This window comes from Saccharothrix australiensis (assembly GCF_003634935.1).
GTDB classification, from domain to species: domain Bacteria; phylum Actinomycetota; class Actinomycetes; order Mycobacteriales; family Pseudonocardiaceae; genus Actinosynnema; species Actinosynnema australiense.
In genome coordinates this window covers 6,596,386-6,617,049 of sequence record NZ_RBXO01000001.1, presented here as the reverse complement: position 1 = coordinate 6,617,049, position 20,664 = coordinate 6,596,386, and the positions used below count along the sequence as shown (strand labels likewise).

Here is a 20,664-nt window from a genome sequence, read left to right as displayed (position 1 = left end):
CTGTCGCCTGCGGTGTCGCAGTCGGTCCGTACCGGGGTGGCGTAGGGGCTGGCGACCGGTCTGGTGCTGAGCATGCGGTGTACGCGCGGGAAGGTGAGCGTGCGGTGTACGCGCGGGAAGGTGGGCGTGCGGTGTGCGCGCGGGGTGGTGGGCGTGCGGTGTGTGTACGGGGCGGTGGGCGTGCGGTGTACGCGCTGGAGGATGAGCGTGCGGTGTACGCGTAGAGGGGTGAGCGTGCGGTGTACGCGTGGGGTGGTTGGCCGAGGCTGGGCGTGTGGGGCGGTGGGCGTGGGGTGTGCGCCTACGGTGGTAGGCGTGTGGTGTACGCGTACGGGGGGTGGGGAGGGGTGGGTTTTTTCTGGGTTCGGACTGCGGGGAGTGGGGTGAGGGGTGAGCGTGGTGTCTTGTCTTGTTCGGCCTGTGGCGGTGCTGTCGATCACCTAGCCCACCTCCGTGCGCACCACGGGGCCGCGGTTGCCCGCGCTGTGGCACAGTTCCCGCCAGACCTGACCCATCGCGGCCGACGGCCGGGCCACCACGACGCCCCAGCCCGCCGCCTCCAGCAGGCGCCGCCCCTCCTCCGGGTCCGGCGCCGGGTCCTCGCCCGCCGCCGCCCACGCCCGCACGTCCAGCAGCACGGCCAGGCTGCGCATCCCGCGCGGCCGGTTGCGCACCAGCGCGTCCACCACCCCGGGCGTCGAGCCGCCCAGGATCGCGATCACCTCCTGGCCCGCACCGGGGTCCAGGCCGACCGCCGGCTCCCGCCGGTGCGAAGGCTGCAACGCCGCCAGCGCGTCCAGCACCACCGCGTCGCTGTGCCCACCGTCGCCCGACCCGCCCGCCAGCACCCGCCCGTCGTCACCGACCAGCCGCACCTGGTGGCCGAACCGGTGCAGGTGCAGGCACACCGACGCCGCGAACGACACCGCCCACTCCAGCGACGCACCGGGACCCGCGCCCCGGTGCGCGCTCTGCCTGTGGTCCAGCAGGACGGTCGTGCCGCCCCGCCACGGCCGCTCCTCGACCCGCACCATCAGCTCGTCCCGCCGCGCCGTCGACCGCCAGTGCACCTTCCGCAGGTCGTCACCGTGCCGGTACGGCCGCACCACCGCGTCGTCCTCACCCTGCCCCGCCCGCAACCGGATCGAGCCGTCGTCCCCCGCGCCCATCCCCGACCCGCCCGGCAGCCCGACCAGGCCCACCACCCGCGGCACGACGACCAGTCGCGACCGGCCCGCCAGCTCGCGGTCGAACTCGGCCAGCCCGAACGGGTCGGTGACGCGCGCCAGCAGCGGACCGACCTGCTGGACGCCGCGCACCACCGGCTTGAGCGGGTAGCGCAGCGCCGTGACCGTGTTGCGCGGCAGGCGCTCCACCACGAACCGCGGCCGCGACCCGAGCGCGTACGGCACCGCGTCCTCCAGCAGCAGGCCACCGGTCGGCAGCCGGCCCGTCGACCGCAGCTCCACCCGCACCTCGCTCGCCGAGCCCACCTGGACGCGGCCGGGGAACAGGAACCGGGCCGCGTGCAGCCCGACCCGCGCCCGCTGCGCCAGCCACGCCGCGAGCAGCGGCAGCGCCACCACGAACGCCGCCACCCGCAGCAGGTCGCGCTCGTTGAGCACGATCGCGCACAGGCCGGCGGCGAACCCGGCGGCGAGCAGGCAGCGGCCCCTGGTGGTCAGTCCGGACAGGGCTCCGCGCATGTCAGCGGTTCGGGTTGACGTGGTGCAGGAACTGGCCCGTCGGGTCCAGCGCCCCGTGCGGCACGGGCACCCGCTGGAGCAGGTTGCGGACCAGGTCGGCGGACGAGCGCCGCGCGGCCTGCGCCTCGGCCGTCGGCACCAGCCGGTGCGCCAGCACGGGCACCGCCACCGCGTGGATGTCGTCGGGCACCACGAAGTCCCGGCCGGCCAGCGCCGCCTGCGCACGCGCCGCACGCACCAACTGCAACGTCGACCGCGGCGACGCGCCCAGCCGCAGCTCCGGCAGCCGCCGCGTCGCGCCGACCAGCTCCACCGCGTACCGGCGGACCTCCGTGGACAGGTGCACCCGCCGCACGGCGTGCACCAGCTTGAGCACCTGGTCGGCGTCGGACACCGGCCGCAGCTGGGCCAGCGGGTCGTGGCCCGCGTGCTCGTCGACCATCGCCAGCTCGGCCGCCGGGTCCGGGTAGCCGATCGAGACGCGCGCGGTGAACCGGTCGCGCTGCGCCTCGGGCAGCGCGTAGGTGCCCTCCATCTCGATCGGGTTCTGCGTGGCGATCACCATGAACGGCGCGCTCAGCGGGTAGGTGTTCCCGTCGACGGTCACCTGGCGCTCTTCCATGCACTCCAGCAGCGCCGACTGCGTCTTCGGCGACGCGCGGTTGATCTCGTCGCCCACCACGATGTTCGCGAACACCGGGCCGGGGCGGAACTCGAAGTCGTTGTCCTGCCGGTTGTAGATGGACACCCCGGTGATGTCGCTGGGCAGCAGGTCCGGCGTGAACTGGATGCGGCTCACCGAGCAGTCGATGGACCGGGCCAGCGCCTTGGCCAGCGACGTCTTGCCGACCCCCGGCACGTCCTCCACCAGCAGGTGCCCCTCGGCCAGCAGCGTCACCAGCGCGATGCGCACGACGTCGGGCTTGCCGACGATGACCTTCTCGACGTTGGCCGCGATGCGCCCCACCACGGCGTGCAGCTCGGCGAGCACCTCGTCGGGCCGGCCGTGCGGGCGGGCCGCGTTGGTCGCGTGGTCGGGCCCACCGCCCCCGTACGAGTGGTCGGGCAGCGCGGCCGGCTGGGTACTCGGAGTCACTCGACCTCCTGAAGAGGGCCCACCCGCGACCGGTTCGCGGAGGCGGTGAGCGTTTCACGCAGTGTGTCAAACCAGGGCTAAGCGCCCTACACCGATTGAACAGTTTCGTGGCCGCGGGTTCCACGGCCGCAGGTCGGCGCCCGGTTCGCACGCCCCGCCACGATTCCCCACCCCGGCCGTCGGCAGACCGGTTTTGCCCGATTTCGTTGGGCCGTTCGAGTGGGTTTCGGGCCGGTTCGGCTCACCCGCGGAGGTGGAGGTGTCGTTCGTCCCCCACCTCGCGTCACGCCGGCCATCTTCGCTCTACCTGCGGAAACGCTCGACCGGGTGGCGTGCGACCACCCGTTTCCGCGTTGACTGTGGAGAAAAGTGGGGTACTGTGGCGGCCGGTGGGGCAGACGGGGGCTCCACTGCCGGTTCTCCGGCGGCGGGAGGTGGCTTGCCGTGTTCCTGGGCACCCACCACCCCAAGCTGGACGACAAGGGCCGGTTGACGCTGCCTGCGAAGTTCCGGGACGCGCTAGCGGGGGGTCTCATGGTCACCAAGGGCCAGGACCACTGCCTCTACGTGTTCCCTCGGGCCGAGTTCGAGCAGATGGCGCGCAAGGTCGCGGAGGCGCCGTTCACCAACGAGGCCGTCCGCGCCTACCAGCGCTACCTGTTCGCGGGGACCGACGAGCAGCGGCCGGACGGCCAGGGCCGGGTGTCCATCGCACCGGACCTGCGCCGGTACGCGGGGCTGACCAAGGAGTGCGTGGTCATCGGCGCGATCAGCCGGCTGGAGATCTGGGACGCGCAGGCGTGGCAGCGCTACCTGGAGGAGCACGAGGCCGCCTACGCCGAGGCTCGCGAGGAGGTGCTGCCCGGCGTCTTCTGAGTACGGGTTCGAGAACGCTTGAGGTTTCGGGTGCCGTGAGGCCTCGGTCCGCTCGGCTTTCGGCCCTGGCGCACCTTCCCCGGCGCCAGGTCCGACGGGCGGGCGGGGACCTGACGACACCCGAATTTCTTTGCCGGTCGGGGGGATGCTTGGGAGGGGACGTGGTGGAGCGGGCGCGGCACGTGCCGGTGTTGCTCGACCGCGTCCTCGAACTGCTGGCCCCCGCGCTGGCGGACCGGGACGCGGTGTTCGTGGACTGCACGCTCGGCCTGGGCGGGCACTCCGAGGCCGTGCTGCGGGCGCACCCGCGGGTGCGGCTGGTCGGCCTGGACCGCGACCCGCAGGCCATCGCGCTGTCGCGGGAGCGGCTCGCGCCGTTCGCCGACCGGGTCACGTTCGTGCAGGCCACCTACGACCGGATCGCCGACGCGGTCGACGGGCCGGTGGACGGCGTGCTGATGGACCTGGGCGTCTCGTCGTTGCAGCTGGACGCGGAGGAGCGCGGTTTCGCGTACTCCCGCGACGCGCCGCTGGACATGCGGATGAGCGCGGGCACCGGCATGACGGCGGCCGACGTGCTCAACGAGTACCCGGTGGACGACCTGACCCGCATCCTGCGCGACTACGGCGAGGAGCGCTTCGCCCGCAAGATCGCCGCGGCGGTGGCGCGGGAACGCGCGCGCGAGCCGTTCACGACCAGCGGCCGGCTGGTGGAGCTGCTCTACGACGTGGTGCCGGCGGCCACCCGGCGCACCGGCGGCCACCCGGCGAAGCGGACGTTCCAGGCGCTGCGGATCGAGGTCAACGGCGAGCTGGAGTCGTTGCGGCAGGCGCTGCCCGCCGCGCTGTCGGTGCTGGCCGTGGGCGGCCGGATCGTCGTGGAGTCCTACCAGTCGCTGGAGGACCGGATGGTCAAGCGCGCGCTCGCCGCGCTGGCCGTCTCCCGCACGCCCGAGGGCCTGCCGGTGGAGCTGCCCGGCCACGGCCCCGAGCTGAAGCTGGTCACCCGCGGCGCGGAGGTGGCCGACGAGCGGGAGGTCGAGGAGAACCCCAGGGCCGCGTCGGTTCGACTCCGCGCGGCGGAACGCATCCGGGAGGCGACGTGACCGCACCCGCACGGGCGAACGGCGCGCCGTCGACCCGGTCGAAGCCGCGCGAGCGGGCCCTGAAGTCGGTGCCCGCCCGCACCCGCTCGGCCGCGGTCGAACGGGCCTACGCGCGTCGGGCGCAGCGCGGCGGTTCCGCGCGCGGCAAGGCGGTGACGCGCCGGCAGGCGCCCGCGCCGCGCGGCCCGTTCGTGGCGATGGTGATGGTGGTGCTGGTCGTCGGCATCGCCGCGATCATGTGGCTGTCGACGCAGGCGACGGCGGACTCGTACCGGCTCCAGGACGCGCGGGCCGAAGAGACGCGGCTGGCGCGCCAGGTCGAGCAGCTGCGGCAGGACGTGGCGCTCGCCGAGTCGCCGCTGAAGCTCGCGGAGGCGGCGGCGAAGCTGGGCCTGGTGCCGGCGGGCGACCCGGCCCGGCTGCGGCAGCTCCCGGACGGCACCGTCGAGCTGTACGGGAAGCCCTCGGAGGCCAAGGCCCCGGAACCGCCCGCGCGGGAGCAGCCACCGGCCGACCCGAACGCCCGGCAGCCGGCGGACCCGAACGCGCAGCAGCCGCCCGCCGGGCAGAACGGGCAGCAGCCGGCCGGCCAGGAGGGGCAGCAGCCGCCCGCCGACCCGAACGCCCAGCAGCCGCCGGCGGACGCCAACGCCCAGCAGCCACCGGCCAACCAGCAGGGGCAGCCGCCGGCCGACCCGAACGCGCAGCAGCCGCCCGCCGACCCGAACGCGCAGCAGCCACCGGCCGGCCCGCACGGGCCGCCCGCCGGCCGCTCGCCCGGCGCGGGCGGGCCGCCCGGCAGCCGGTGACGCCCGCGTCGGCATCGGGACCGTCGCCTCGCCGGACCGGCGGCGCGATCGGCCCGTGGAGTGAACCGGTCAGTGGAGGTTTGTGATGCCAGGGCCCAGTCGGGGCAGGCCCGCACGGCGGCCGTTGTCGGTGCGCGGTGCGGCCCTGGCCAAGCGGCGGCGGCGCGGCAACAGCCGGGTCCGCCTCGTGGTCGGGCGGCTGCTGCTGGTCGCCGCGCTGCTCGCGGCCGGCGTCAAGCTGGTGCAGGTGCAGGGCTTCCAGGCGGAGGCGCTGTCGGAGCAGGCCAAGAAGCAGCGGGCCACGCTGATCGACATCCCCGCCGCGCGCGGCTCCATCACCGACCGCAACGGCAACCAGCTCGCGTTCAGCGTGGAGGCACGCGCCCTGTACGCCGTGCCGCAGCTGACGCGCGAGAAGTGGGAGGCGCACCGGGAGACCGACCCGGACATCGGCAGCTACGAGGACTGGGCGCGGAAGGTCGCCAGGTTCATCCAGGACACCCTGGGCACGGAGGTCGGCGGCCGGAAGACCGACGAGCAGACCATGTTCGACATGCTCACCAGGGACACCACCTACATCGAGCTGGCGGACAACGTCGACCCCGGCAAGGCCGCCGCCATCACCGCCAAGTACGCCGACATCGGCTCGGAGTACCGCGCGGTCCGCGTCTACCCCAACGGTGAGCTGGCCTCGAACATCATCGGCGCGGCGAACTGGCGCAAGGACCAGAAGCCGCCCGCGACGCACGGCGTGCTCGGCCTGGAGAACTCGCAGGACAACCTGCTCGCCGGCCGCAACGGCAGGCGCGAGGTGGACACCATGCAGGGCAACAGCAACGTGGTGATCCCCGGCCCGGACCGGTCCCGCGAGCTGGCCGCCGCGACACCGGGCCGCAGCATCGAGCTGACGCTCGACGTGGACACGCAGTACGCGGTGCAGCGCATGGTCACCGAGTACACCGCCAAGTCCGGCGCGAAGACCGGCTCGGCGGTCGTGCTCGACACGCGCAGCAGCGAGATCCTGGCCCTGGCCAACGACAAGACGTTCGACCCGGCGGACTTCGGCAAGGCCACCGAGGAGCAGACGCGCAACCACGCCGTGTCGTCGCTGTTCGAGCCGGGCTCGGTGAACAAGGTCGTCACCGCCGCCACCGCCATCGAGGACGGCGTCTACCAGCCGACCAGCGTGCTGTCGGTGGACGACCGGATCAAGGTCGCCGACCGCGTCATCCGGGACTCGGTCGAGCACCCGAGGCAGGACATGACGTTCACCGGCGTGTTCGCGAAGTCGTCCAACGTGGGCACGCTCATGACCGCGCAGAAGATCGGCGAGGACCGGTTCGCGGAGATGCTGCGCAAGTTCGGCCTCGGCCAGCGCACCGAGTCCGGCCTGCCCGGCGAGGAGGCGGGTTCGGTGCCGCCGCGCAACCAGTGGTCCGGCTCGACGTTCGGCAACCTGCCGATCGGGCAGGGCCTCAGCATGACGCTCCTCCAGATGACCGGCATGTACCAGGCGATCGCGAACGACGGCCTCCGCGTCCCGCCGCGCGTCATCCGGGCCGAAGTGGACCAGAACGGCGTGCGCAAGGAGACGCCGCGCCCGGAGGGGACGCGGGTGGTGAGCCCGCAGACGGCGAAGACGGTGCGGGACATGTTCCGCGCCGTGGTGCAGAAGGAGCCGGGGCAGACCGGCACGGGCCCGTCGGCGGCGCTGCCGGGCTACCAGGTGTCCGGCAAGACCGGCACGGCGCAGCAGGTCGACAAGAACTGCGGCTGCTACAGCCTCACCACGCACTGGATCACGTTCGCCGGCATGTTCCCGGCGGACAACCCGCGCTACGTGGTCGGGATCATGCTCGACGCGCCGTCGGGCGGCGGGCAGTACAGCCAGTCGGCCGCGCCGCTGTTCCACGACATCGCCTCCTACCTGGCCCAGCGCTACCAGGTGCCGATGTCGGCCGAGCAGAGCCCCGTCGTGCCGCTCACGCTCTGACGGACCCGCGCGGGGACGGCGCGCGCCGCGGGGGCAACGCGGGGCGCCACCGCCCGGATCACCGTTCGCCGTGCGGAATCCCGCCGCGTGCGGGAGAATGCGTCCACCACTCGCGACGACGGTCACCGCGGACGGCGTGCACCGCCCGCGGCGCCTTGGCGCGTCGGCTTGACCGGGCGGTTCGTGTCGCGAGTGGACGTGGTGGGCAGCCACTCTCCGTGCGCCGGTAGCCTTCCGCGCGTGCCTGCCAAGCTTGAGGGCAAGGTCGCGACCGCCCCGCCCCGCCCTTCCCGCGTCCAGCCCGTCGCCGTGTCCGAGCTCGCCTCGACCGTGGACGCGCACCTCACCGCGCCCGACCGCGCCCACGTCCCCGTCAGCGGCGTGACGCTGCGGGCCCAGCACGTCCAACCCGGCGACCTGTTCGCCGCGCTGCCCGGCGCCCGCGCGCACGGCGCGGACTTCGCCGCCCAGGCCGTCGCGAGGGGCGCGGTCGCCGTGCTGACCGACGAGGCGGGCGCGGCGAAGGCCGGCGACGTCCCGGTGCTCGTCCACCCGGACCCGCGCGAGGTGCTGGGCGTCCTCGCCTCCCGCGTGTACGGCGACCCGTCGACGCGGCTCGCGCTGTTCGGGATCACCGGCACGTCGGGCAAGACGACGACCAGCTACCTCGTCGACGCCGTGCTGCGCGCCGCCGGCCGGGTGACCGGCCTCATCGGCACCGTCGAGACCCGCATCGCCGGGCAGCGCCTCGACAGCGCCCTCACCACACCGGAAGCGCCGGACCTGCACGCCCTGCTCGCCGTCATGGCCGAGCGCGGCGTCACCGACGTGGCGATGGAGGTCTCCAGCCACGCCCTGCGCCTCGGCCGGGTCGGCGGTGTCCGGTTCGCGGTGGCCGGGTTCACCAACCTGTCGCAGGACCACCTCGACTTCCACCCCGACATGGAGGACTACTTCCGCACCAAGGCGCGGCTGTTCGACGGGCGCGCCGCGACCGAGGTCGTCTGCGTCGACACCGGGTGGGGCCGCCGGCTGGTGACGCCGGCCACGATCACCGTGTCGACCACCGGCGACGCGGCCTGGACGGCGTCGGACCTGCGGGTGTCGGCCACCGGCGAGCAGGCGTTCGTCGCGCACGGCCCGGACGGCCTGGCGATCCCGGTCGACCTGCGGCTGCCCGGCGAGTTCAACGTCGCCAACGCCCTGCTCGCCATCGCCTGCCTGCACGAGCGCGGCATCGACCCGGACGCCATCCGCCGCGGCCTGGCCGGCGTGCGCGTGCCGGGCCGGATGCAGCGCGTCGACGAGGGGCAGGACTACGCCGCCGTCGTCGACTACTCGCACAAGCCGCAGGCGGTCGCGCTCGCGCTGGACGCCGTGCGCGCCCGCTCCGCCGGCCGGATCATCACCGTCCTCGGGTGCGGCGGCGACCGGGACACCGCCAAGCGACCCCTGATGGGCGAGGAGGCCGCGCGCCGCAGCGACGTCCTCATCGTCACCGACGACAACCCCCGCAGCGAGGACCCGGCGGCGATCCGCGCCGCGATGCTGCGCGGCGCGCTCGACCTGCCCGAGCACGAGCGCGGCGAGGTGCTGGAGATCGGCGACCGGGCCAGCGCCATCCGCCACGCCGTGTCGCTGGCCCGCACCGGCGACGTGGTCGTGGTGGCGGGCAAGGGGCACGAGACCGGGCAGGAGGTCGCCGGGGTCGTGCACCCGTTCTCGGATGTCGACACGCTCACCGCGGCCATCAGAGAGGCGCACCGTTGATCCCGCTCACCCTGGCCGAGATCGCCGACGTCGTCGGCGGCACCCTGCACGACACCGACGGCTCGCCGGTCGTCACCGGCACCGTCGAGTTCGACACCCGGAAACTCGGCGACGGCGGCCTGTTCCTGGCGCTGCCCGGCGAACGGGTCGACGGCCACGACTTCGCCGCCCGCGCCGTCGCGGCGGGCGCGGCGGGCGTCCTCGCGGGCCGCCCGGTGGGCGTGCCCGCCGTCGTCGCGCCCCCGGTCGAGGCCGGCTCCGGCAACGCCTACGTGCTGTCCGGCGACACCGACGGCGCGGGCGCGGCGGTCCTCGCGGCGCTGGCGCGGCTCGCCCGGCACGTCACCGACCGGCTCACCGGGCTCACGGTCATCGGCGTCACCGGCTCGTCCGGCAAGACGTCGACCAAGGACCTGATCGCCGGCGTCCTCGCACCCCTGGGCGAGACCATCGCGCCGCCCGGCTCGTTCAACAACGAGCTGGGCCACCCGTGGACGGCCCTGCGCGCCGACGCGGACACCCGCTTCCTGGTGCTGGAGCTGTCCGCGCGGGGCGTCGGCCACATCGCCGAGCTGTGCCGGGTCGCGCCGCCCAAGGTCGGCGCGGTGCTCAACGTCGGCAGCGCCCACCTGGGCGAGTTCGGCTCCCGCGAGGGCATCGCGCGCGCAAAGGGCGAACTGGTCGAAGCCCTGCCCGAGGACGGCGTCGCGATCCTCAACGCCGACGACCCGCTCGTCGCCGGCATGGCCGACCGCACCCGCGCCAAGGTCGTGCTGGTCGGCGAGCACCCCGACGCGCAGGTCCGCGCCGCCGACGTCGAGCTGGACGCGCAGGCCCGCGCCGGGTTCCGGCTGATCACCCCGCGCGGCGAGGCGCGCGTGCGGCTCGCCGTGCACGGACCGCACCAGGTCGGCAACGCCCTCACCGCCGCCGCGATCGGCCTCGAACTCGGCGCGACGCCGCAGCAGGTCGCCGACGCGCTCGGGCAGGCCGAACGGGTCTCGGCGCACCGCATGGCCGTCACCGAACGCCCTGACGGCGTGACCATCGTCAACGACGCGTACAACGCGAACCCGGAGTCCGTGCGGGCGGCGCTGAAGTCGCTCGCCACGATCTCCCGCGCCACGACGCCCGCCCGGCGGAGCTGGGCCGTGCTGGGCCCGATGGCGGAACTCGGCGCGGACCACGTCCGCGCGCACGACGAGATCGGCCGCCTCGCGGTCCGCCTGGACATCAACAAGCTGGTCGTGGTCGGACCGGACGCCCGCCCGATGCACCAGGGCGCGCACCTGGAAGGATCATGGGGCGAAGAAGCGGTGCTGGTGCCCGACGTCGCCGCGGCCGTGGAGCTGCTGCGCGACCAGGTCCGGCCGGGTGACGTCGTGCTGGTGAAGGCATCCAACTCATACGGCCTGTGGCGGGTTGCCGAGGCTCTCCTGGAGGCGGTCAGCAAGTGAAGAGCATCCTCATCGCGGCGGCCATCGCGCTGATCGCGTCGATCATGCTGACGCCCTACCTGATCAAGATCTTCTCGCGGCAGGGCTTCGGCCAGGAGATCCGCGAAGAGGGACCGCAGAGCCACAAGACCAAGCGCGGCACGCCCACGATGGGCGGCGTCGCGATCCTGGTCGCGATGTGGGCGGGCTACCTCGGCGCGCACCTGGTGAACTCCATGTCCGCGTCCGCCGCCGACCAGACGCCCAGCGCGTCCGGCCTGCTGGTGCTGATGCTGACCACGTCGCTGGGCGTCGTCGGCTTCCTGGACGACTTCATCAAGATCCGCAAGCAGCGCAACCTCGGCCTGAACAAGACCGCCAAGCTGGTCGGGCAGTTCATCGCCACCATCATCTTCGCCGTCCTGGTCATCCAGTTCCCGAACAAGGACGGCCTGACGCCCGCCTCGGTGAACCTGTCGTTCGTGCGCGACATCGCCGTGGTGTCGTTCGGCGTGGTCGGGTTCGTGGTGTTCAGCTACGCCGCGATCAGCGCCTGGTCCAACGCCGTGAACCTCACCGACGGCCTCGACGGCCTCGCCGGCGGCACCTCGGCGATGGTGCTCGGCACCTACGTGGTGATCAGCTTCTGGCAGTTCCGCTACAACTGCTCGAACCTGTCGGTGGCCGGCTGCTACGACGTGCGCGACCCGCTGGACCTGGCGCTGGTGGCCGCCGCCGCGATGGCGGGCTGCATCGGCTTCCTGTGGTGGAACGCCGCGCCCGCCAAGATCTTCATGGGCGACACCGGCTCCCTCGCGCTGGGCGGCCTGGTCGCGGGCCTGTCCATCACGACCCGCACCGAGCTGCTGATGATCGTGATCGGCGGCCTGTTCGTGGTCGAGGCGCTGTCGGTGGCGCTCCAGGTCGCGGTGTTCCGGACCTCCCGGCGACGGCTGTTCCGCATGGCGCCGTTCCACCACCACTTCGAGCTGGCCGGGTGGGCGGAAACCACGGTCATCATCCGGTTCTGGCTGCTGGCCGGCATGTGCTGCATGCTGGGCCTCGGCCTGTTCTACAGCGAGTGGCTGACGGCGGCGGGGAGCTGACGCATGGGATTCCTGGCCGGTCGCGACGTCCTGGTCGCCGGAGCGGGCGTGACCGGCCGGTCCGCCGCGGAGGCGCTGCTGGCCGCGGGCGCGGCGGTGACCGTCACCGACGGCAGCGCCGACCGGCTGGCGGCGCTGGAGCCGCTGCTGCCGGGCGTCGCCCTGGCGCCCGGCCTCACCGCGCCGCCGGCCGGTGTGGAGCTGGTGGTGACCAGCCCCGGCTGGCGGCCCGACAGCCCGCTGCTGGTCGCGGCGCAGGCGGCGGGCGTCGAGGTGATCGGCGAGGTCGAGCTGGCCTGGCGGATGGGGCTGGAGCTGGCCGACCCGCCCGCGTGGCTCGCGGTGACCGGCACCAACGGCAAGACCACGACGGTCGGGATGCTGGAGTCGATCCTGCGGGCCGCCGGCATCGACGCGGTGGCGTGCGGGAACGTCGGCCTGCCCGTGGTGGACGCCCTGCTGGCCGGCCACCGCGCGCTGGCGGTGGAGCTGTCGAGCTTCCAGCTGCACTGGTCGCCGTCGGTGCGGCCGGCGGCGGGCGTGCTGCTGAACCTCGCGGAGGACCACCTCGACTGGCACGGCTCGTTCGAGGAGTACGCCGCCGCCAAGGCGGGCGTGCTCTCCGGCGAGGTCGCCGTGGCCGGCGTCGACGACTCCCGCGTGGCCGCGCTGCTGTCGGTGTCCCCGGCCGCCGCGCACGTCGGGTTCACCCTGGGCGCGCCCGAGGACGGCCAGCTCGGCGTGGTCGACGGGCGGCTGGTCGACCGGGCGTTCGGCGCCGACGCGGTGCTGGCCGACGTCGCGGAGGTCCGACCCGCCGGGCCGCCCGGTGTCGCCGACGCGCTGGCCGCCGCCGCCCTGGCCCGCGCGCACGGCGTGTCGCCCGAGGCGGTGCGGCGGGGCCTGCGCGACTTCCGGCCCGGCGCGCACCGCGCCGAGGTCGTCGCCGAGGCCGGCGGCGTCACCTACGTCAACGACTCCAAGGCGACCAACCCGCACGCGGCGATCGCGTCGCTGCGCTCGCACGAGAGCGTCGTGTGGGTGGCCGGCGGGCTGCTCAAGGGCGCGTCGGTGGACGACCTGGTGCGCGCCGAGGGCCACCGGCTGCGCGGCGCGGTGCTGATCGGCGCGGACCGCGGCGTCATCGCCGACGCCCTGGCCCGGCACGCGCCCTCGGTGCCGGTGACCGTGCTGGCCCCCGAGGGCGGGGCCGACGCGGGCGGGGCCGACGCGGGCATGGCGGAGGCGGTGCGCGCGGCCCGGTCGCTGGCCCGGCCCGGCGACGCGGTCGTGCTGGCCCCGGCGGCGGCGTCGATCGACATGTTCGCCGACTACGCGCACCGGGGCCGGGCGTTCGCCGAGGCGGTGCTGGAGCTGGTCGGGGAGACCGGTCACCGCCGCTCGTAGGGCACGGCGTCGTAGACGCTGTCGGGGTCGTTGAGGAAGCCCTGGGCGCGGTCGAGCACCGGGCACGGCCAGCCCCGCCTGACCATCCGGCCGTCGACCGGGGTGGGTGGGCAGCCGAGGCACCGGCCGTCGCGGTCGGCCCGGTGGTCGGCGACGGTCGCCCGCAGCACGGCGATCAGGCGGGGGACCTCGGTGCGCGCGACGGTCAGGATCGTGTCGTCCTCGACGTCGTGCTCGCTGGTCAGGTGCTCGACGGAGTCGAGGTAGCCGAGCATGTCCTGGCGGAGCAGGTGGTGTGCGCGGGCCAGCGCGGGGCCGACCGGCGCGGACGTGATGGGGGTCATGCCGGAAACATCCACCTGGCACGATTTTTCTGCAACACAGCATAAGGCCGTGTTGCTAAAGTTCACCCGATCAGTGGGTCGCTTTGCCGCTAATGTCGCAGCCATGCCGCAGAACCAAGGTCCGGGGGTCCGCCGACGCGTCCTGGCCAGCGCGCTGGTCCAACTCCGCGAGGAAGCCGGGCTCGGCTTCGACGACGTGACCCGCGAACTGGGCTACTCCAAGTCGAAGATCAGCCGCATCGAATCGGCGGTCACCGGGGTGTCCATAGTAGACACCAAGGCGCTGGCCGAACTCTACGGGGCCGACCCCGAGAAGATCCAGTGGCTCCTACGCCTGGCGAAGGTGGCGAAGAAACGCGGTTGGTGGCACGTCTACGGCGACGTCCTGTTCGACTGGTTCTCCGAGTACGTGGTCCTGGAATCGGAAGCGGTCGCCCTGGAGTCGTTCGAGATCGACCTGATCCCCGGCCTGCTCCAGACGCCCGAGTACGCGCGGTGGGTGATCCGTGCCTACGCGCCGCACGCCGCCGACGAGGTGATCAACAAGCGGGCCGAGCTGCGCCAGACCCGTCAGCAGCGGCTGGAGGACGGTTCGCTGTCGATCTGGGCGATCCTCGACGAAGCCGCGCTGCGCCGGGTGGTGGGCAGTCCGGACAGCCACGAGAAGCAGTTGCGGCACCTGCTCAAGCTGGCCGCGCTGCCGAACGTGACCTTGCAGGTGCTGCCGTTCGGCAAGGGCGCGCACATGTCGATGGGCATCGCGTTCACGTTGCTGAAGTTCACCGATTTTCCCAGTGTCGTCTACATAGACAACCTGACCGGCGGCCTCTACTTGGACGACGACGCCGAAGCCGAGCGGTATAGCCTGGCGATGGACCACCTGCGGGCGGCGGCCTTGGACCCCAAGGAATCCGCGTCGTTCGTCAAGCAGGTGATCAACGATGTCGAGGGAGCGGGTCATGTGGTCTGAGTGGCGCAAGAGCAGCCGCAGCAACGGGTCGGGGAACTGCGTCGAGGTGGCGCGTTCGGCCACCGCCGTGCGGGTGCGGGACAGCAAGAACTCCGGTGGCGCGGTGCTCGGGTTCTCCGACCGCGCGATGGCGGCGTTCCTGGCCGGGCTCAAGCGCTAGCCAGGACCTCGCCGATGACGTGCCGGGAGTTGGCCACCAGCATCGGGTTGGTGTCCCGGTAGTACGGCAACTGGATGAGCGCGATCGACAGCGCGAGACCGCGACCGCGTGCCCAGGTCGCGTCGTCGACGCCCAGCGCGGCGCGGAACTCGTCGCGCTGGGCCGCCGGCAGCAGGTTCCACGCGACCGGCAGGTCGGCGGCCGGGTCGCCGACGCCGCACGACGAGAAGTCGATCACGGCGCTCAGCCTCCCGCCCGCCACCAGCACGTTGCCCGGTGACAGGTCGCCGTGCACCCACACCGGGTCGCCCTCCCACGGCGGCGCGGCCAGCGCGGACTCCCACACCGCCGTGACGGCCGCCGCGTCGACCTCGTCGCCCAGCGCCGCGATCGCCTCGCGGGTGGGCGCGTCCCTGGTCGCCAACGGCCGGCCGCGACCGGCGGCCGGCGGGTCCGGCAGCTCGACCCGGCGCAGCGCCGACACGAAGCCGGCCAGGTCGCCGGCGAGCCCCGGCGGCGCCTCCACCGGGTTCTCGCCGTCCAGCCAGCGCAGCACCGCCCACGGCCACGGGTACCCGGCGGCGGGCCGGCCGAGGCCCAGCGGCTCCGGCACGGCGACCGGCAGGTGCGGCGCGAGGCGGGGCAGCCAGGCGCACTCGTGCGCGATGCCCTCCACCGCCCAGCCTATCCGGGGCAGCCGCGCCACCAGGTCCTCGCCGAGGCGGAACATGGCGTTGTCCGTGCCCGCCGACGCGACCCGGCGCGCCGGCAGGTCCGCCCAGCGCGGGAAGCACTCCGCCAGCAGCCGGCGGACGAGGGGCGGGTCGATGACGGGCTCGTCGGGGTGCACGGGATGATCGGATCGCGGGAGGGGGCAACCGTCAACGGATTTCGGACGTCCTCCGGTGGGTCGCACGGCGTGATCGGGGTCGCGTCTGCGCGACACGCGGCCGATTTCCACCCCAACCCCGCGCGAGGCGGGAGACGATGAGCGCATGACAGCGGCGGACAGAGCGATCGTGGACCGGCCGGCGAGGCCCGCGCGCAAGCGGAAGGCGGTCGTCTCCCGCAGCGCGCTCACCGCCTGGCTCGGCCGTCCGCTCGCCGACTTCCACCTGCTGCTCGCCGTCTTCGGCCTGCTGACCGCCATCGGGCTCATCATGGTGCTCTCGGCGTCCGCGCCGGGCGAGGTCGCCGACGGCGCGTCGGCCTACAGCGTGTTCCAGAAGCAGTTGCTGTACGTGGCCGTGGGCGGGGTGCTGTTCCTGGTCGTGCTGCGCATCCCGCTCCGCACGATCCGGCACCTGAGCACGATGGCGATGCTGGTGTGCGTCGTCCTGCTCGGCCTGGTCCTCACGCCGCTGGGCACCGAGGACTACGGCGCGCAGTCGTGGTTCCGGCTCGGCTCGATCTCGTTCCAGCCCATCGAGGCGGCCAAGCTGGCGCTGGCGCTGTGGGGCGCGCACGTGCTGGTCACCAAGCGGGCGCTGCTCGACCAGTACCGGCACCTGCTGGTGCCGGTCGTGCCGGTGGCGCTGATCGTGTTCGCGCTGGTGATGCTGCAACCCGACCTCGGCGGCACGATCACGCTCGGCGTGGTGCTGATCAGCCTGCTGTGGTTCGTGGGCGCGCCGCTGCGGCTGTTCGGGCTCGTCATGGCCGCCGCGGTGGCCGGCGCGGTGGTGCTGGCGATCGGCGCGCCCTACCGGCTGGACCGGGTGACGTCGTTCCTGAACCCGGACGAGGACCCGTTCGGCTCGGGCCTCCAGGCGCGGCAGGCGCTGTTCGCGCTGGCCGAGGGCGGCATCTTCGGCAAGGGCCTGACCAACGGCAGCTCCAAGTGGCGCTACCTGCCCAACGTGCACAGCGACTTCATCTTCGCCGTCATCGGCGAGGAGCTGGGCTTCATCGGGTGCCTGCTGGTGCTGGGGCTGTTCGCGCTGCTGGCGGTCGTGGGGCTGCGCATCGCCGCGCGCAACACCGACCCGTGGATCCGCATGGTGTCCGCGACGCTGACCATGTGGCTGGTCGCGCAGGCCGCGATCAACATCGGCTACGTGGTGCAGCTGCTGCCGGTCACCGGGATCACGCTGCCGATGATCTCCTCCGGCGGCACGTCGATCGTCACGACGATGGTGGTGTTCGGCATCCTGGCCAACTGCGCGCGGCACGAGCCCGAGGCGGTGTCCGCGCTGCGGTCCCTCGGACCGGGCCGGGTCGGTGGCGTCCTGCGGCTGCCCGCGCCCGAGGCGTACAAGCCGCCGCCCAAGCGCAAGCCCGTCCGGCCGTCCGCGCCGCCGCGCAGCCGCAAGGCCGCGCCGCCACCCGTCGACGAGCGGAGGATGGCCGGCCGGCACGCTCCACCGTCGGAGTACCGTCGGCGCGACTCCCGCAGGGCGACGCAGGACCGCTCCCGGCGTCGCGACGGGAGGTAGTCGATCCCGGCGGCACCGGGCGACGCCGGCGGCACCGGGCCCGGCGGTACACCGAGCCCGGCAGTGCCGAGACGCAGAACCGAACGCAGTACCGAGACGCAGTACCGAACAAGGAGGAAGTGCGTGACCGGGATTCCCCAGCAGGCCGGACCGTGCGTGGTGGTCGCCGGAGGCGGCACCGCCGGGCACATCGAGCCCGCACTGGCCCTGGCCGACGCCGTCATGCGGCTGCGGCCCGACGCGCGCGTCGTCGCGCTCGGCACCGAACGCGGGTTGGAGAACAAGATCGTGCCCGCGCGCGGCTACCCGCTGGAGCTGATCCCGCCGGTGCCGATGCCGCGCAAGCCGTCGCCCGACCTGCTCAAGCTGCCGCTGCGGGTCCGCGAGTCGGTCAAGCGCACCCGCGAGGTGCTCGACCGGGTCCGCGCGGACGTGGTGGTCGGGTTCGGCGGCTACGTGTCGCTGCCCGCCTACCTCGCGGCGCGCGGCCGGGTGCCCATCGTCGTGCACGAGGCCAACGCGAAGACCGGCCTCGCGAACAAGGTGGGCGCGAAGTTCGCCGAGCGCGTCGCCGCCGCCGTGCCCGACTCGGGGCTGGCCGGCGCGGAGGTCATCGGCATCCCGCTGAGGCAGTCGATCACCGCGCTGGACCGGGCGGCGCTGCGGGCGCAGGCGCGGGCGCACTTCGGGCTCCACCCCGACGCGCCCACGCTGCTGGTGTTCGGCGGGTCGCAGGGCGCGCGGTCGATCAACAACGCGGTGTCCGGCGCGGCGTCGGCGTTCGCGCAGGCCGGCGTGGGCGTGCTGCACGCGCACGGGCCGAAGAACACCGTCGCGGTGCAGGCCGTGCCGGGCGCGCCCGCGTACGTGCCGGTGCCGTACCTGGAGCGCATGGACCTCGCCTACGCGGCGGCCGACGCGGTGCTGTGCCGGTCCGGCGCGATGACCGTCGCCGAGGTGTCGGCCGTCGGCCTGCCCGCGGTGTTCGTGCCGCTGCCCATCGGCAACGGCGAGCAGGCGCTCAACGCCGGTCCGGTGGTGAACGCGGGCGGCGGGATCCTGGTGCCCGACGAGCAGCTCACGCCGCAGTGGGTCGCGCAGAACGTGGTGCCGCTCGTGGCGGACCGGGCGCGGCTCGCGGCGATGACCGCGGCGACGCTGGGCACCGGGCACCGCGAGGCCGACGAGGTGCTGGCGCGCATCGTGCTGGAAGTGATCGGGAAGTGAACGTGCTCGAACGGGTCCACCTCGTCGGCATCGGCGGCGCGGGCATGAGCGGCATCGCCCGCATCCTCCTCGCGCGCGGCGCGAAGGTGTCCGGCTCGGACGCCAAGGACTCGCGCACCGTGCTGGCGCTGCGCGCCCAGGGCGCGGCCATCGCGCTCGGCCACGACGGCGCGCACCTCGACCAGCTCGACGGCGGGCCGACCGCCGTCGTGGTGTCGACCGCGATCCGCGAGGACAACCCCGAACTCGTCGCCGCCCGCGAACGCGGCGTGGTCGTGCTGCGGCGGGCCGAGGCCCTGGCCGCGCTGATGCTCGACCACCGCGTGGCCTGCGTCGCCGGCACCCACGGCAAGACGTCCACGACGTCGATGCTCACCGTCGCCCTCCAGCACTGCCGCATGGACCCGTCGTTCGCGATCGGCGGCGACCTCAACGAGTCCGGCGCGAACGCCCACCACGGCACGGGCGGCGTGTTCGTCGCCGAGGCCGACGAGAGCGACGGGTCGTTCCTGTTCTTCGCGCCGTCCGTGGCGGTCGTGACGAACGTCGAGGCCGACCACCTCGACCACCACGGCACCGTCGACGCCTACGTCGCCGTGTTCGACTCGTTCCTGGAGCGCATCCGGCCCGACGGCGTGCTCGTCGCGTGCGCGGACGACCCCGGCGCGGCGGCGCTGGCCGGGCGGGCGGCGGCGCGCGGCATCCGGGTCCGGACCTACGGCCGCACCGCCACCGGGCCGGGCGCGGCCCGGCTCGTCGACTACCGGCCCGACGACGGCGGCGGGCTCGCGGTCGTCGAGGTCGACGGCGACACCCTCCGGGTCCGCGTCGCGGTGCCCGGCGAGCACATGGCGGGCAACGCGATCGCGGCCCTCGTCGCGGCGCTGGAACTGGGCGCGCGGCAGGACTGCGTGCTGGAGGGCCTGGCCGCGTTCGGCGGTGTGCGGCGGCGGTTCGAGTTCAAGGGCCGCGCGTCCGGCGTGCGGGTCTACGACGACTACGCCCACCACCCGACGGAGGTCGCCGCGCAGCTCACCGCCGCCCGGCCGGTCGCCGGCGACGGCAAGCTCGTCGTGGTGTTCCAGCCCCACCTGTACTCGCGGACGCGGCTGTTCGCGGAGGAGTTCGGCACGGCGCTCGGCCTCGCCGACGAGGTCGTGGTGCTCGACGTCTACGGCGCGCGCGAGGACCCCGAGCCGGGGGTGACCGGCGCGCTGGTGGCGGGCAAGGTGCCGCTGGCCGGCGGGAAGGTGCACTACGAGCCGTCGTTCGACCGGGTGCCCGCGCTGGTGACGGGCCTGGTCGGCGAGGGCGACGTGGTGGTCACGATGGGCGCGGGCGACGTGACCATGCTCGGCCCCGAGATCGTCGGGGAACTGGACCGGCGATGAGCACCCGGACGGCGCCGCGCCGCGCCGCGCCCGCGTCGCGGCGGCGGCCGTCCCGGCGGGGCGGGCCGTCGCGGCGGGCGGTGCTGCGCCGCCGGCTCGTCGCGGTCCTGTCCCTGCTGGTCGTGACCGGCGTGGTGGTCGCGGTGTGGTTCACGCCGGTGTTCGGCGTGCGCGAGGTGCAGGTGCGGGGCACCGTCGAGCTGACGCCGGACGAAGTGCGCGCGGCGGCCGGGATCGAGCAGGGCACGCCGCTGGCCCGGCTGGACGTCGAGGACGTCAAGGGACGGGTGCGCGCGGTGCCCCGCGTGGCGGCCGTGGAGTTGGAACGCGCCCTGCCCGGCACCGTGCGGCTCACCGTGCGGGAGCGCGCGCCCGTCGGCGTGGCGCTGCTGGGTGACGGGGCGCACCTCGTGGACGCGACCGGCAAGGACTACGCGATCCTGGCGCAGCCGCCGGCCGGCCTGCCGGAGCTGAAGGCGGAGCGCGGGGCGATGACCGCGGCGGTCACGGTGCTGAACGGCCTGCCCGAGGCGTTGCGGCGGGAGGTGCTGGTGGTGGCGGCGACGACGGGCGCGGACGTGACGTTGACGTTGACGGCGGGCCGCGAGGTGCGCTGGGGCTCGTCGGCGGACACGGCCCGGAAGGCCGCGATCGTGCAGGTGCTGATGACCCGCGAGGGCACGGTGTTCGACGTGTCGAGCCCGGAGCTGCCGACGGTGTCCTGACGCGCGGCGCGGGTGGCCGGTGCCGGGGGACCACCCTGATGTCAGTCACTGACACACTCCGAACGAACATCCCCCGACGAACCACCACACGTGCGCCCCGTCGCGAC

At 74.0% G+C, this 20,664-nt stretch carries 18 protein-coding genes; 14 read left to right on the top strand and 4 right to left on the bottom strand.

All coding sequences use genetic code 11. The features are described 5' to 3' along the window. Nucleotides 1–440: 440 nt before the first annotated feature. Nucleotides 441–1,706: a DUF58 domain-containing protein gene (locus C8E97_RS27955; RefSeq protein ID WP_121008385.1), complete on the bottom strand. Its 1,266-nt coding sequence runs from the start codon at nucleotides 1,704–1,706 to the stop codon at nucleotides 441–443. A 1-nt stretch (nucleotide 1,707) separates the two neighbouring features. Next, complete coding sequence (locus C8E97_RS27950) at nucleotides 1,708–2,802, bottom strand: AAA family ATPase (protein WP_121008384.1); 1,095 nt, start codon at nucleotides 2,800–2,802, stop codon at nucleotides 1,708–1,710. A gap of 444 nt (nucleotides 2,803–3,246) precedes the next feature. Between C8E97_RS27950 and mraZ the strand changes: the two genes are divergently transcribed. The 8 genes from mraZ to murD all read left to right on the top strand — a co-directional run bounded on the left by mraZ (nucleotide 3,247) and on the right by murD (nucleotide 13,305). Next, a complete protein-coding gene (mraZ, locus tag C8E97_RS27945) occupies nucleotides 3,247–3,678 on the top strand; it encodes a division/cell wall cluster transcriptional repressor MraZ (protein ID WP_121008383.1) in 432 nt (143 codons plus the stop codon). 161 nt (nucleotides 3,679–3,839) lie between these two features. Next, nucleotides 3,840–4,784 (top strand): 16S rRNA (cytosine(1402)-N(4))-methyltransferase RsmH, encoded by a 945-nt coding sequence (gene rsmH, locus C8E97_RS27940; RefSeq protein ID WP_121008382.1) that lies wholly within the window; start codon nucleotides 3,840–3,842, stop codon nucleotides 4,782–4,784. Beyond that, entirely contained in the window at nucleotides 4,781–5,593 is an 813-nt protein-coding gene (gene ftsL, locus C8E97_RS27935; protein ID WP_121008381.1) for a cell division protein FtsL, read from the top strand. Before rsmH ends, ftsL begins: the two co-directional genes overlap by 4 nt. An 85-nt stretch (nucleotides 5,594–5,678) precedes the next feature. Next, on the top strand, nucleotides 5,679–7,586 hold the full coding sequence (locus C8E97_RS27930) for a peptidoglycan D,D-transpeptidase FtsI family protein (protein WP_121008380.1): 1,908 nt from the start codon (nucleotides 5,679–5,681) through the stop codon (nucleotides 7,584–7,586). 240 nt (nucleotides 7,587–7,826) lie between these two features. Beyond that, entirely contained in the window at nucleotides 7,827–9,356 is a 1,530-nt protein-coding gene (locus C8E97_RS27925) for a UDP-N-acetylmuramoyl-L-alanyl-D-glutamate--2,6-diaminopimelate ligase (RefSeq protein WP_170212014.1), read from the top strand. Further along, a complete protein-coding gene (locus C8E97_RS27920; protein ID WP_121008378.1) occupies nucleotides 9,353–10,813 on the top strand; it encodes a UDP-N-acetylmuramoyl-tripeptide--D-alanyl-D-alanine ligase in 1,461 nt (486 codons plus the stop codon). Before C8E97_RS27925 ends, C8E97_RS27920 begins: the two co-directional genes overlap by 4 nt. Next, on the top strand, nucleotides 10,810–11,898 hold the full coding sequence (gene mraY / locus C8E97_RS27915; protein ID WP_121008377.1) for a phospho-N-acetylmuramoyl-pentapeptide-transferase: 1,089 nt from the start codon (nucleotides 10,810–10,812) through the stop codon (nucleotides 11,896–11,898). Before C8E97_RS27920 ends, mraY begins: the two co-directional genes overlap by 4 nt. 3 nt (nucleotides 11,899–11,901) lie before the next feature. Next, nucleotides 11,902–13,305, top strand: a complete 1,404-nt coding sequence (murD, locus tag C8E97_RS27910) for a UDP-N-acetylmuramoyl-L-alanine--D-glutamate ligase (protein ID WP_121008376.1) — start codon at nucleotides 11,902–11,904, stop codon at nucleotides 13,303–13,305. Here murD and C8E97_RS27905 read toward each other — a convergent pair. After that, entirely contained in the window at nucleotides 13,290–13,649 is a 360-nt protein-coding gene (locus C8E97_RS27905) for a hypothetical protein (protein WP_170212013.1), read from the bottom strand. The genes murD and C8E97_RS27905 overlap by 16 nt on opposite strands. Before the next feature lie 103 nt (nucleotides 13,650–13,752). On the opposite strand from C8E97_RS27905, the gene C8E97_RS27900 reads away from it, so the two are divergent. Together C8E97_RS27900 and C8E97_RS27895 are read left to right on the top strand one after the other, a co-directional pair. Further along, nucleotides 13,753–14,619 (top strand): helix-turn-helix domain-containing protein, encoded by an 867-nt coding sequence (locus C8E97_RS27900; RefSeq protein WP_170212012.1) that lies wholly within the window; start codon nucleotides 13,753–13,755, stop codon nucleotides 14,617–14,619. Next, the gene (locus tag C8E97_RS27895) at nucleotides 14,609–14,779 is read left to right on the top strand and encodes a DUF397 domain-containing protein (protein ID WP_121008373.1); all 171 of its coding nucleotides are present in this window, start codon (nucleotides 14,609–14,611) and stop codon (nucleotides 14,777–14,779) included. The genes C8E97_RS27900 and C8E97_RS27895 overlap by 11 nt, the downstream gene beginning before the upstream one ends. Here C8E97_RS27895 and C8E97_RS27890 read toward each other — a convergent pair. Next, nucleotides 14,769–15,629, bottom strand: a complete 861-nt coding sequence (locus tag C8E97_RS27890; RefSeq protein ID WP_246019217.1) for an aminoglycoside phosphotransferase family protein — start codon at nucleotides 15,627–15,629, stop codon at nucleotides 14,769–14,771. The two genes, C8E97_RS27895 and C8E97_RS27890, sit on opposite strands and share 11 nt — an antisense overlap. 145 nt (nucleotides 15,630–15,774) lie before the next feature. On the opposite strand from C8E97_RS27890, the gene ftsW reads away from it, so the two are divergent. The 4 genes from ftsW to C8E97_RS27870 all read left to right on the top strand — a co-directional run bounded on the left by ftsW (nucleotide 15,775) and on the right by C8E97_RS27870 (nucleotide 20,557). Next, on the top strand, nucleotides 15,775–17,214 hold the full coding sequence (gene ftsW, locus C8E97_RS27885) for a putative lipid II flippase FtsW (protein ID WP_121008371.1): 1,440 nt from the start codon (nucleotides 15,775–15,777) through the stop codon (nucleotides 17,212–17,214). A gap of 123 nt (nucleotides 17,215–17,337) precedes the next feature. Beyond that, nucleotides 17,338–18,441, top strand: coding sequence for an undecaprenyldiphospho-muramoylpentapeptide beta-N-acetylglucosaminyltransferase (gene murG / locus C8E97_RS27880; RefSeq protein ID WP_121008370.1), 1,104 nt, complete (start codon nucleotides 17,338–17,340; stop codon nucleotides 18,439–18,441). 44 nt (nucleotides 18,442–18,485) lie between these two features. Beyond that, nucleotides 18,486–19,832: a UDP-N-acetylmuramate--L-alanine ligase gene (murC, locus tag C8E97_RS27875; RefSeq protein WP_246019432.1), complete on the top strand. Its 1,347-nt coding sequence runs from the start codon at nucleotides 18,486–18,488 to the stop codon at nucleotides 19,830–19,832. Beyond that, nucleotides 19,829–20,557, top strand: coding sequence for a cell division protein FtsQ/DivIB (locus C8E97_RS27870; protein ID WP_121008368.1), 729 nt, complete (start codon nucleotides 19,829–19,831; stop codon nucleotides 20,555–20,557). Before murC ends, C8E97_RS27870 begins: the two co-directional genes overlap by 4 nt. Nucleotides 20,558–20,664 lie beyond the last annotated feature (107 nt).